The organism is Bdellovibrio bacteriovorus, assembly GCF_025558485.1.
Lineage (GTDB): Bacteria > Bdellovibrionota > Bdellovibrionia > Bdellovibrionales > Bdellovibrionaceae > Bdellovibrio > Bdellovibrio bacteriovorus_G.
Genome location: NZ_CP102930.1, coordinates 1,986,172 through 1,998,165 on the forward strand (window position 1 = coordinate 1,986,172; position 11,994 = coordinate 1,998,165).

Below are 11,994 nucleotides of genomic sequence, written 5' to 3' on the forward strand. Positions count from 1 at the left end.
GCAGTTTTTTAAGGTGACCGAAATATAAAATAAACGGCGCCGATCAAACAAAGCCCTGCCCACAGGTAGTCCAGTTTCAGGGACTGTTTCATATAGAGAACCGAGAACCCCGCAAAGACCACCATGGTGATGACTTCCTGGATGATTTTAAGCTGTGGCAATGAGTAATAATTGGACCCCAAGCGATTGGCCGGAACCTGAAAGACGTATTCAAAGAAGGCCACACCCCAGCTGATCAGAATAACCAACCACAGGGCTGAGGACTTCAGTGTCTTTAAGTGTCCATACCAGGCAAATGTCATGAACACGTTGGAGATAAGCAACAGACCCAGAGGGGCATACGCATTATTCATCATGACTGAGACCTCTGATTATAGGCGTGGTTGCAAAGCAGGCTGGCAATACGGCGATACTCGCTGAGCAGGTCCAGGTGAATGGAGCTGGTGTTGATGGACGTATTCAAGCCCCGGTTCAAACGGCTGATATGATTTTCGCGCAAAGAAATTTCTGTTTTGGCAAGATCACGCTTCAGCTGTATGGCGGCTTCGGCCAGGTCCTTGTTTTGGTAGGCGTTGATGGCCATGGCCGCCACTTTGACAACCTGTTCGTGCATTTGGCGGATTTCCGCCCAGCCTTCGTCAGAGAACTCAAGTTTCAGCGCGTTCTTTTTGATCGCCAGGGCCAGAATGTTGATGTCAATGGCATCGGCTGCGCGCTCCAGATCACTTAGGAACATGATCATGTTCATCACATTCTGGTGTACAACCGTGGTGGACTTGTTGGCGTGATCCAGAAGGAACATTTTGGTTTCGCGATACAGAAAGTCCACCTTGTTGTCGCGGTCTTTGATGGAATCAAAGTCTTTCGGATCGTTGGTTTCAAACAGGCGCAAAGAGTCCTTGATCATGCCCAGCACAATATCGGCGGTTCTCATGATCTCGCGGTTGGCGTAAGAAATTGCCAGTGCCGAACTTTGATAGTTGTTCATGTTCACAAATTCGGTGCCGAACTCTTCGCTGGCGGCTTTTGGGAACATCTTTTCAATCAGCTCTGCACCTTTGTTGATGAATGGGAAGAAGATGATCGAAGACAGAACGTTGAAGATCAAATGTGCATTAGCAATGGAGCGGGCAATCGTCGTGTCAAAGGTCAGCATGAAATCAATAAAGATCTGGGTGAACGGATAGAAGATCACCACGCTGATGGTTTTGTAGAAGAAATGCGCCCAGGCCACCTGACGGCCAACGTAGTTGCCACCGGCCGCGGCAATCAGCGCTACAGAAGTGGTTCCGATATTGGCACCATACACCCACAGCATGGCATCATAGAATGTGATCGCTTTGACCATCGCCAAGCTCATAGCCAGACCGATGGTCACGGCACTGCTTTGCACGAAGGCGCAGAAGACGACGGAAATCAAAAGTGAATAACCCGGGTTATCACGAACACTCTGGAAGATTTCTGTCATCATCGGATTTTCAGCAAAGTGATGCGACGAAATCGAGATCAGCTTCATCCCAAAGAACAAAAGACCGAAGCCCATAAAGACCAGTGACATATTTTTGAAGATGGTCTTTTTGGCTTTGAAATAAAAAGCAAAGGCAATGGCGAAAACAGGCAGGGCATACTGGGTCAGATCCAAAGAGATCAATTGCACGGTCAGGGTGGTGCCCACGGCGGTGCCGATGATCACGCCCATCACTTGACGCAGGTTCACCACGCGGGCGGAGCCAAGCCCCACCAGCATCGTCGTCACAGCGCCTGAGCTTTGCATCAGGGTGGTCAGTACAACCCCGGTCAGGATGGCTAGAAACTTACTTTGTGAAAGGTGATTGAGGAGACCGGTGATTTTCCCGGCCATGATTTTTTCCAGCGAAGAGGAAGCCATGCTCATTCCGTAAAGGAACAGGGCGACCCCGCTGAGAAGAAGTATAAAATATGAATTGCCCGAATCGATCATGCTGCGTATTTCCGTAAAGTCGTGTGAGCTTGTAGGGGCTCTGAAAACTCTTACTCTAACAACACTGTCTGGAATTAGGAAGCCCCAATACTGCGCGTGAACCTTCTTAGATTAAAACAATTCTTTAAAAAATTCAAAATGAGGCTATATACTTAAGTCCTACAGAAGGAATACTCATGACCAGAAAGCAGGAACCCGTCCTTGTGGTGGCGGCAGTGATTCAGCGAGATGGTGATCCTACAGGCCGGATCTTAGTGGTCCGTCGAGGACCTGACCAGTCGGGGGCGGGCTTTTGGGAGTTTCCCGGTGGCAAAGTCGAGCCGGCAGAATCACCCGAGCAGGCATTGATTCGTGAAATTCAGGAGGAGCTGGCTTTGACCATTCGGGTGAAGGACCTGGTTGGTGAAGAGGACTATGCCTATCCCACCAAGCTGATTCGTCTGCGGGTGTATCGCGCCCTGGTGCGCGGGGATGAAGAACTGCAACTTTCCGAACACGACGCCTTTAAGTGGCAAACACTTGATGAGATTCAAGTCGAGGAGTTGTCGGCGGCAGACCGGCCTTTTGTGGCAAGACTGCGCCATCTTTCCTAAGGCAGAAGATAGGATCTTTCAGACGGGGTGGGCAGACGGCAGAACTCACGTTCACCGAACCAGGCATAACGATTTTTCGCGATAATCTTATAAAAGAAATCACGCAAAGGTCCGGGAATCACCCACGCCAAAGCAAAGAGTTTATAGGCTCCCCCCAACTGGGTGAGAATTTTCAGAATCGCTGCGGAACGATAGTGGAGTTTTCCCGCCTCAAAGTAGATCACTGTATCAAGTTTAGAGCGATCCTCAGGAGGCAGAAGGTCTGCTGCTGTTGTTCCCTGAAGTGGGGCAAAGAGGAACGCATGCTTTTGGTCGCGGCTGATCACAGCATCGACAAAACCGTTACAAAGATGGCAGACGCCATCAAAAAAGACCACATTTCGCGTTGTTAGTTCTACCTTTTCCATAGCAATTACAGCCTACAGTCCTTATAATGGATTATCAAGCCGAGGAGTCTTGTTCACATGGAAGTATTTCTTTTTCCACTCGTCAACGTGGCATTATTCCCAAGAACCACGAAGCCCTTGAATATCTTCGAGCCTCGTTACTTGTCCATGATAAAAGAAGCGGTTGCAACCCAGACTCCGGTGGCTGTGGGTTTTATTGAAGACCCTTCCAAAGTGGTCCCGGTGCGTCCGGGGGACAAAGTCCCTTTTGTGCGGGAAGTTGCCGGTTATGGCTATGTGCAGATCATTGAAGAGCGTCTGAATGGAACCCTTTTGGTCTTTATTCAGGGCCAGGGTAAGTTACGTCTGGGTAAGGTCCTGGATCGTGGTACACCGTACATGGTGTGTGAGGCTCAGATTATTCCAGAAAAAACAGTGCTGGAACCGTCCCTTCGTTTGGAACTTAATTCTTTGCATAAGATTCTGACTCGCTGGATTCAAACTCATATTCCAGATCCGGCGCAAAGGGATCTCTTTATGCGCAATCTGACTCATCCGGAAGAAATTGTCGGCAGCTTTGCGTCCTATCTGGTGCGCGACTATGACTTGCAGCAGATGGTGCTGGAATATGACGACCTCAATGAAAAAATCCACTTCCTGCACCGTCTGATGGAGTCCAACGAATTAACTACTTAGCGGTGGTGCGCGCGAGGTAAACCCATTGGAGCATGACAACCCAAATACTGTGGGCAAGAGCCAGATGGACGATTTTCATCCATACCGGAGCATGCAAAAGCAGGGTTGCGATCCCGAACATAATTCCAAAAATCAATAACAGACTCATGTGAAGAGATCGCTTCTGAATGACTTCCAGTTCCGCCGTTTGCGCTTTCAACCAGAAGTAAAGCGCCAAGCCACCTCCGCCAAGCAAGGCCAGCAACGGGTGCAGGCCGCGAATGCGAATCAGGAAGTGAGAGTCGCGTGCAAAGTCCGCCATAAAGCCATCCCACAGATTCTCTGCCGGGAAAAGAGAGTTGGACAAAGAAGCCCAGGCCCCCGTGATCCCGATAATGACGATGATCCATGGGAAGAAGCGGTGAGCTTCTTTTGTTGAAGGCATTTCTTTTTCAGCTTGTGATAAGGCAGCCACCGCCACCAAGGCCACCGCACCGGTTAGCATGAACGAATTGACCTGATGCAAGGCCATAACAAAAGCCCGATAGGGGGTGTCGTTTGTTGTGACCAGTTTAAACAGAACCAGTTTGGCTCCCAGCAGAGCCTCAGTGATGGTGAAGATCAAAGTTGCCAGCGCTGCTTTGCGGGCAAAGTGTCCGGGTTGATAAAGCTTGCGCGCCACCCACCAGAAGTAGATCACCACCAGGCCGTAGATGCCGGACATCAGGCGATGGCCGTATTCGACCCAGGTTTTTCCGCGCTCGGCCTCGGGGATTAAGCGTCCATGACATAAAGGCCAAGTGTCGCCGCAGCCATCACCTGAATGAGAAATGCGAACCCATGCTCCCCAAAGAATGACCAAAATTGTATAGATAAGAAGGCTAAATGCAAATTTCTTGTATTCAGAGCGTGTCATAGACTTTTGGAACTATCACGGTCGTCTGAAGCGGTCAGGTTTAAAATGAGTTCTATACGGGGCGACATTGACTTCCGTGCAGCGGACGGCGTTAAATGAGCTATGTCTGAATCCAAAAGCGCCCATCATCACCATTCCCACAGTCATGGACATCACCATCATCATTCCCATGGCGCGGTTGTCGGTCGTATGAGTTTCGCCCTGGTTTTAAACCTGAGTTTTGCGGTGATCGAACTGATCGGGGGGCTTTGGACGAACAGTGTGGCGATTCTTAGTGATGCACTTCATGACTTCGGTGATGCTATTGCGATGTTGCTGGCGATCATTCTGGAAAAGATCTCGCACAAGCAAAGCGATGGACATTTTTCATACGGATATCGTCGTTTTTCCACCCTGGGGGCTGTGGTCACCGGGATGATTCTGGTGGTGGGGTCGATCTTTATTTTGCTGGAGGCGGTCCCGCGACTGTTCTCTCCTCAACAGCCCCATGCTGACGGGATGATTCTGCTGGCAGTGCTAGGGGTGAGCGTGAATGGTTATGCCGCTTATCGTGTTTCCAAGGGAACTTCTTTGAATGAGAAAATGCTGATGTGGCATATGATCGAGGATGTTCTGGGCTGGGTCATGGTTCTGGTCGGCGCAGTTGTCATGAAGTTCTTTGATGTTCCGCAACTGGATGCCGGCATGGCGATCGCTTTGGCCTGCTGGATACTGTACAATGTTGTGCGCAATCTGAGTGAGGCGATGAAGGTGTTTTTGATGGCATCGCCCAGTCAGGTGAAAGTCGAGGAAGTTGAAGCGGCGATTTTGAAGGTCGCCAAAGTCGAGGGTGTTCATCACGGACACCTGTGGTCCTTGGATGGCGAACGCCATGTTTTCACTGGCCATGTGGTGTTGGCCCCGGAAGTGGGGTTGGCGGATATGGAAAGAATTAAAAATCAAATCAAGAAGCTGGTGAAAGATTTCGGAATTATCGAAGCAACTATCGAAACTGAAATTTCCGGTTCTCATTGTGCAGATCCGGAACATCATTAAGACCTGAGCAAAACCTTGTAAAAATGTATCATGATGAATCACGGCTTCCTGACGGGCCGTGATTTTTTATTTCCAAAAATGAAACACTCAGATCCAACACAGTCCCGATGTTCGTTGCTGTCGTTTCATCTCTGTACGCTCTACATTTCAAATCAATTATGGAACGCGGGATAACTCAAAAATTCCCCGTAATTGCCGATAAGTAGCCTAGGAAAAAATAAGGAATCATTTATGGTAAATTCGGTACGTAATAAGAAGGGTAACGTCCTTCTACAGATTCTGGCTGCTACCGCTGTGATGAGCACGTCGTTTTATTTCCTTACAAACTACGTCATCGGGCAGAAACAGCAGATTGTGAAAACCAACAATATGGTGAAACTTCGTTTTGCCATGAATAGTACTTTGGATTATGTGATTTTCGGCGTTCGCCAAAAGTACTGCTTTACTGATGATAATCTTCTTCTAAACAGTCCAACGGATCAGTGCAACCTTTCTCATCAGGGAAGTGTTGAACGTTTGATTATGTCTGTAGAGCAGGAAAACTTCATCCGTCAGCTGATTGCCAATAATAAGAATGTAGGGCCGGTGGATAAGAATAATATTCGTTTGTCTCAGGTGAATCGTTATGTGCAGATCAGTGCCGTGACTGCGAGCCACCCCTTGTTTCCGGTTCTAAACGCGCTTAAGGATGTGAAAGCTGCTGATGATGATGGATCTATCAGAGTTGATGGGGTTTCTGTAACTTTGAAACGAGATGACAGTCCTTATCTTCCGCGTTCGGGTCGCGAAGTTTATATGAGAATTACAGTGGCATTGAAGACCAGCGCAAAAGAAAAGGAGCCGATCCAAATTGGCTCGACGCCATTGGTGCTTTCTTCGTCCGTGGTGATATACCCTCGTGAAGTTGGCTCATTCGCCCTTCTTGTGCCAAACGATCTGCATTTGGATAAAACCTGGGATTATACCGGTGAAACAGGAGATGTTTCGCTGCATATGTTCAGTAGTCGTGCTGAACTGGCAGGAAGTCAGGGGCTGGTGTTCCAGAGTCCTGTTTTCGTGAATCGTAATGTTCATTTGCCAGTTGATGACGCTTCTGCGGAAGCTTCACCGGATTCCATTCGTTATAGTCCTGTGACTTTTGCGGATCGGCTTTATATGGGGAATGGATGGGTTTTCTCGAATGGTAGTATGTACTCGCCTCGTTCCTCGGGCGGGAGTCTTGACCGATTTTGGTCTGATGCCCGTACATTTGGTGGATTCTTAAAAGGGATTGAAAACGACGGCGGGTTGGATTTGGGGTTGTCATACTTTGGTAAAGTTATGACAGGAACACCTCCAAGCACCAAGGACATGGAAGATTGTATCAAGCGTGGGAATGAGTTGGCTTCCAAAGATTTGCTTTATAAGTCGCAGCTCTCAGGACGACTAACGTCGGCCAGAACAAACAACTTTGAATATCGTATGGCACTCTCCAATGGAAATAAGTTTGTTCAACAAGATAATGCATCAACGATTGAATTCTTCAATTGGGGCAATGGTACAGCAACAGCTGATGCCAAAAACGCTGATGGTGTAGTTAAAGTTTCTTTGATTTTGGGAAATAGAGCTGTAGAGGGACAGTTGGATAGTGATGGCAAATTGACGATGAAGGCTCCTGTGGGTTCTCAGGAGTATTATAATAAATTTATCGCGGCCGTAAATGAGACAAAGAAAGCTTACGATCAGGCGCTGAAGGCGTATGACGTTTTGCAGACTGAGCTTTCTAAGTATAGATCCGATCTGAATACTGCGGAGTTGGCATTGGCTGCGGAAGAGAAGAAGCCAGTTAAACCGATTGTTAAAGCTCCGGCGAGTACTGAAACCTCAGGATCTGGAGGAGGAGCTGCCGGTGGTGGTAAAACAGTAGAAAAAGTGGTGGAGGCGGCGCCTGAGACTGAAGTGGAGGACTCTGGTTCGGGTTCGTCATCAGGATCTTCTACAACGGTGGGTTCCGGTAAGTATCAGGACCCGGATAAAATTGAGAGTCTTGAGAAAGAGATCAGTGAGTTGAAGCGAATCATCAAGACTTACAATAATACAACTATTCCCAATCAACAAAGTCAGATAAATACTGCTTCCTACAGCTATGACAAGGCCCGTACCGATAAGAATGCGTATGAAACCTTGGTGGCGAATCCGCCAACAGTTGTTGTGGATGTTGATCCTGTCAAAAACATCATTGGACGAGTGCAAAGTGATCGACTGGACTTTCAGATTAAATTTTCCAATGTAAAAAGTTTGATTGATGCGAATGGAAACTATGTGGACCCTGTTCTGCGAATTCAGGCCTACGATAATACATTTTATAATAGCAGGCCGGTATCTCAAGGGGGCGCAAATGCGCAGCTTTTACGCTATTTGAATTTTAAAGTCGCCTCCAATCGAAACGAGATCAATCCCCCAAGCAGTGTTTCCGCTGAGGCAAATTCATCAGCGTCTTTGGCATTTAATGAAAGTGAAATTGACTATGACGCTTTGGATGAAAAGTGTAGGGTCGCTCGAGATGCCAAGCCTTCGCAATCTTTTGGAAGTGCCGGTTGGAACGTCAGTTTTGCCCAGGGAACACGAAATTCGTGGAACTTTGCGGGGCTTTCATCTTCAAAATTGGGTTCTGATCCTATTTTGAACGAAATAGTTTTTGATAATGCAAGTCGAAGCAACGCTGTATTTAATGTTAGGTCTATCGTTGGCAAGTGCGTAATCAAATCAAATTCCAGCTTTGTTACTGGATTTTATGCCTGCGACGAGCTTGTCATCGAGGCACGTAATTCACCCCTTAGGATAATAGGCACGTTTATTGTTGGTAGTATGAAAGTGCACCCGACGGCTTTGAAGTCAGGAATTATTTGGAGCGCGATTTATCACCCGCAGGCCACTAGAGAGCTCCGGGCTGCCAAGGTCTTGAAATCCTTCTCAGGTAAAGACTGTAATGATGAGAGTGGTGAGCCAATCTGGCATCCGATTCCTTCTGTGCAGGAGGTGGCGGATCGTCGTGGTTGCAATACCATCAGTCTGCGTGCCAAGGCGGACCCATTCCAGTGGACATCGGTGGACCCTGATTGTGGATTGCTGGAAAACGCAACAAATACCACGTGTAAGCGACGTTTGGTTCGATTCTTCGTTGTGGAGCAGTCTCGGGAGGCTGGCCTATGAGAAAAATGACAGGGATGCTTAAAAACAGCCGAGGTCAAAGTTTGGTTGAAGCTCTTGTTGGGCTAGGACTGATTGTAATTGTTGGGTTTGCTTTTACCGGCGGGATGGTGTCGCTTCGCAATACCACACGTAACACGGTTGAGGTTTCCTCAACAGATAAACAGATTAACGATATTGCAGAGAATATTAAGGCCGGTGTCGAAAACTATCAGGTAAATTTTGATTATAAAGAAGGAGCTTCGTCAGCTCTGGCTCCGGACTCATTGCCAATGGCATGGGATAATGGAATTTCGGTTCCTAAGGAGCAATGTGAAGGTTGTGCTGGTAGATATGGATTCACTATTCAACCCTACGAGAACTATCGAGGTTTGTATAAAGTGACTTTGCGAATGACCCATACTTCATGGAAGGAAAAGAATGAAGCCTTCCGTGACTATGTCTTTGTGGTGAGTGCAAAATGAAGAAATTTAATAACAACCACGGTGTAACCGTTATAGAAATGATGATTGGAATTGGCCTTGTCGCCATGCTGACAACCATCATGGTTTCGACTCAATTGTTCGTAACAAAGGATCAGCTCAAGTTGAAAAATCAGCTTGAAGATTCGATCGATACTAATTTGGCGGAACGGATCTTGTTTATGGATTTCAATGGTATTGATCCGTCTTATAACAATCTCACTTTACTGGATGATAATAAGCTTCTGTTTTTTGACTACTATCCGGATATTCCGGCGAATAGTGTACCGGGACGTCTTGATAGAAATATTCAGTTAGGGCTTGGATCTGGCAGTACGCGAAAAGAATTGGTGATTCTGATTCAGGATATCAAGGCGGGGCCTCTTTCCAACTATGACCCGGTTGCCGCCTATGACGTTGGACAGGCGCCTGATGATTTTAATACAGCTGCCTCTTTGCAGTTTCAGGGGCTGAACAGAAATCGCTGGGTATCCAAATTGTATCAAACATCTAATCCAGATTTCTGGAAAAATGGACGGATGGTAATGCTCGATACACCGGCTCGATTACGCCCTGTAGATACTAATGGGAATGTGAATATGAAGATTGCTCCACGCAGCCCGGTTTTTGTTGGCTTGATAAGTGGTGAGGCTGTGGTGAGTGATGCGCTTATTAAGAACGCGATTGATATGCGCAACCCGCAGACGAATATCCTGATGGATAGCGTAGATACTTTTTTGCGCCGAGCCCCTTCTATTGGGGGAGGTCAGGCGATAGTTCGGCTTCGTCCGGTACGACTTATACGCTATTACGTCGAACCGCAAAAGGATAATACTTTGGAAGGGACGCCAGCACTTCTTTATAAGCAGACTTATGAAAGTGGACGGTGGTCATCACCAATGCTATTGGCGGACAAGGTTGAGTCTTTACAGCTAAAAAGAGATTCAGTTTTGAAGCGAATGATTTATTTCAAAGTAAATAAATCCAAGAAAAAAGACACTCAGCAGACGGCAGGTCTGTAATTTAAGTGTAAGGGGGAGTTATGAGGTACGTAAATCTGGGGGGAATTGCGGTGGTCTTTGCGCTGGGAGCTTCAGTGCATGCGGCAGACAAAGATTTTCCCATGGCGGTTAATAGTGTAAGTTCTGGCGATTCGGTGACATCTGCACCGGCTTCGGGAATGGTTACACGGTCTGGTAAGACGACAACCGTTATCAAAATTAATAACTCTTGTTTCGGGACAAATTTGCGTGGTGTCGGTAATCCGCTGGCGGCCAGTGCAATTGTGAATGCTGATCTGGTGCTCTCAATTGGTGGGAAGGATTATCCCATCACGGTGAACTATCCGGCTTTGGTGGTGCGCCCTGAAGGTATGGCGATGTCCGGTAAAATTCAGGAAATCGCCTCTGGCAATTACTCCATTCCCAATGGAGGTAAGGCGGCTATTTTCGGCAACTCTGTCATTCTGAATACTCCGATTCCAACCGGTGTGACGGTGGATGCTGCCGGAAATATCAATGTTCCTCCGAACGAGGATGTTTATCTAAAGAGCTACAGCTTCCGTCAAACGGTTCAAAGTTGTAATGGCGGCGCAGTTTATGGCGGCTATGGATATTCTTCTTATACGCCGACCTATCCTTGCGGTGATTATATGGGTAAAACAGGTCTGGTTTCGGCATCGTTTGGAGGAATCTCAGTTTCCTCGGATAAATCGAATGTTGAACTCAATATCGCTTTCCCGGGTGAAACCGGATTCTGTGGCGGTTACTGGTCACCTCTGATGGTCTTCTTTGATGATGGACGTCCAGAGTTTAAAAACAGCAGTGACTTCCCGCTGAATCCATTTGGCAAGACACATTGGCCGGAAGCAGGTTCTCCGGGCTGGTTTGTGGCGCTGGATCGCGATAAGTCTGGCATGATTGATAAAAAGGACGAGCTTTTCGGTGACAATGCTCATGCTGAAAATGGCTTTGAAGTCCTGAAGAAGATGGACACCAATGGCGATGGTGTGATCGATCATCGCGATAAGGACTTTAAAAAGCTTGTTATCTGGAATGATAAAAACGGCGATGGAATTTCACAGAAGGAAGAAGTTGAAAAGCTTCACAAACGTGTTGTGAAGATCTCTTTGAAGTACAAAGAGAATGTGTTGACTCCAATGGGTCCTCACGCCGAAGGCCGCGAAACTGCTGACTTCTGGTTTAAGGAAAAAGGAAAAACCAAAAAAGGCAAAATCGTGGATATCTGGCTGGCTCCGGTGGAAACCCGCCTAAGCCAGAAGTAATAGTTACTTTAACAGATCCAGAATCTGTTTTTCCAAAGCCTGTGTGTCCTTCGCATCAAACCCCCGATGCATGGCCACAGGCTTTAGTTTTTTATCAAAGACATATAAGGTGGGTAACGCCTTCACCTGAAAGTCTGCCACTGCGGACTTATCCTGATCAAAGAAAAGGGGAAATTTCAAAGGCATGGTTTTTAGAAACGCATCCCGTTCCGCGATGTCATCGTCCTCGTTGATGCCGATCACCAGCAGCCCTTTATCCTTGTACTTTTCATAAAGCTTACCGTAGTGGGGCAGCGCCTCTTTACAAGGACTGCACCATGAAGCCCAAAAATCCACCAGAACGACCTTGCCCTGCAAGTCTTTGATGCTGGAAATACTGTGAGTGTTAAGTTTCACAGCAGGAAGTTTCCTGAACTCCACTTCGGGCACAGGGTTCTTTGCAAAGCCTTGCAGGCAGATCAGCAACAGGGAAAGAGTCAATGCGAATGCTTTCAT

General features: G+C 47.4%; 12 protein-coding genes. 7 read left to right on the forward strand and 5 right to left on the reverse strand.

What is annotated here, in order from left to right; genetic code table 11:
• Nucleotides 1-8: 8 nt before the first annotated feature.
• Nucleotides 9-356, reverse strand: coding sequence for a DMT family protein (locus EZJ49_RS09705; RefSeq protein ID WP_262551877.1), 348 nt, complete (start codon nucleotides 354-356; stop codon nucleotides 9-11).
• On the reverse strand, nucleotides 353-1,960 hold the full coding sequence (locus tag EZJ49_RS09710; RefSeq protein WP_262551878.1) for a Na/Pi cotransporter family protein: 1,608 nt from the start codon (nucleotides 1,958-1,960) through the stop codon (nucleotides 353-355). Before EZJ49_RS09710 ends, EZJ49_RS09705 begins: the two co-directional genes overlap by 4 nt.
• Before the next feature lie 176 nt (nucleotides 1,961-2,136).
• Between EZJ49_RS09710 and EZJ49_RS09715 the strand changes: the two genes are divergently transcribed.
• Nucleotides 2,137-2,553 (forward strand): (deoxy)nucleoside triphosphate pyrophosphohydrolase, encoded by a 417-nt coding sequence (locus EZJ49_RS09715; protein ID WP_262551879.1) that lies wholly within the window; start codon nucleotides 2,137-2,139, stop codon nucleotides 2,551-2,553.
• Here the strand turns inward: EZJ49_RS09715 and EZJ49_RS09720 are convergent.
• Entirely contained in the window at nucleotides 2,550-2,960 is a 411-nt protein-coding gene (locus tag EZJ49_RS09720; RefSeq protein WP_262551880.1) for a thiol-disulfide oxidoreductase DCC family protein, read from the reverse strand. The two genes, EZJ49_RS09715 and EZJ49_RS09720, sit on opposite strands and share 4 nt — an antisense overlap.
• A 57-nt stretch (nucleotides 2,961-3,017) precedes the next feature.
• Here EZJ49_RS09720 and EZJ49_RS09725 point away from each other — a divergent pair, with 57 nt between their 5' ends.
• Nucleotides 3,018-3,635, forward strand: coding sequence for an LON peptidase substrate-binding domain-containing protein (locus EZJ49_RS09725; RefSeq protein ID WP_262551881.1), 618 nt, complete (start codon nucleotides 3,018-3,020; stop codon nucleotides 3,633-3,635).
• Here EZJ49_RS09725 and EZJ49_RS09730 read toward each other — a convergent pair.
• Complete coding sequence (locus tag EZJ49_RS09730; protein WP_262551882.1) at nucleotides 3,628-4,530, reverse strand: COX15/CtaA family protein; 903 nt, start codon at nucleotides 4,528-4,530, stop codon at nucleotides 3,628-3,630. The genes EZJ49_RS09725 and EZJ49_RS09730 overlap by 8 nt on opposite strands.
• A gap of 102 nt (nucleotides 4,531-4,632) precedes the next feature.
• Here EZJ49_RS09730 and EZJ49_RS09735 point away from each other — a divergent pair, with 102 nt between their 5' ends.
• The 5 genes from EZJ49_RS09735 to EZJ49_RS09755 all read left to right on the forward strand — a co-directional run bounded on the left by EZJ49_RS09735 (nucleotide 4,633) and on the right by EZJ49_RS09755 (nucleotide 11,499).
• Entirely contained in the window at nucleotides 4,633-5,565 is a 933-nt protein-coding gene (locus EZJ49_RS09735; RefSeq protein WP_262551883.1) for a cation diffusion facilitator family transporter, read from the forward strand.
• 231 nt (nucleotides 5,566-5,796) lie between these two features.
• Nucleotides 5,797-8,757 (forward strand): hypothetical protein, encoded by a 2,961-nt coding sequence (locus tag EZJ49_RS09740; RefSeq protein WP_262551884.1) that lies wholly within the window; start codon nucleotides 5,797-5,799, stop codon nucleotides 8,755-8,757.
• Nucleotides 8,754-9,218 (forward strand): hypothetical protein, encoded by a 465-nt coding sequence (locus EZJ49_RS09745; protein ID WP_262551885.1) that lies wholly within the window; start codon nucleotides 8,754-8,756, stop codon nucleotides 9,216-9,218. The genes EZJ49_RS09740 and EZJ49_RS09745 overlap by 4 nt, the downstream gene beginning before the upstream one ends.
• Nucleotides 9,215-10,237 carry a hypothetical protein gene (locus tag EZJ49_RS09750; RefSeq protein WP_262551887.1) on the forward strand — a complete coding sequence of 341 codons (1,023 nt, stop codon included), beginning with the start codon at nucleotides 9,215-9,217 and terminating at the stop codon, nucleotides 10,235-10,237. The genes EZJ49_RS09745 and EZJ49_RS09750 overlap by 4 nt, the downstream gene beginning before the upstream one ends.
• A gap of 20 nt (nucleotides 10,238-10,257) precedes the next feature.
• Complete coding sequence (locus EZJ49_RS09755) at nucleotides 10,258-11,499, forward strand: EF-hand domain-containing protein (protein WP_262551889.1); 1,242 nt, start codon at nucleotides 10,258-10,260, stop codon at nucleotides 11,497-11,499.
• A 3-nt stretch (nucleotides 11,500-11,502) separates the two neighbouring features.
• Here the strand turns inward: EZJ49_RS09755 and EZJ49_RS09760 are convergent, their stop codons facing one another.
• Nucleotides 11,503-11,994: a TlpA disulfide reductase family protein gene (locus tag EZJ49_RS09760; RefSeq protein ID WP_262551891.1), complete on the reverse strand. Its 492-nt coding sequence runs from the start codon at nucleotides 11,992-11,994 to the stop codon at nucleotides 11,503-11,505.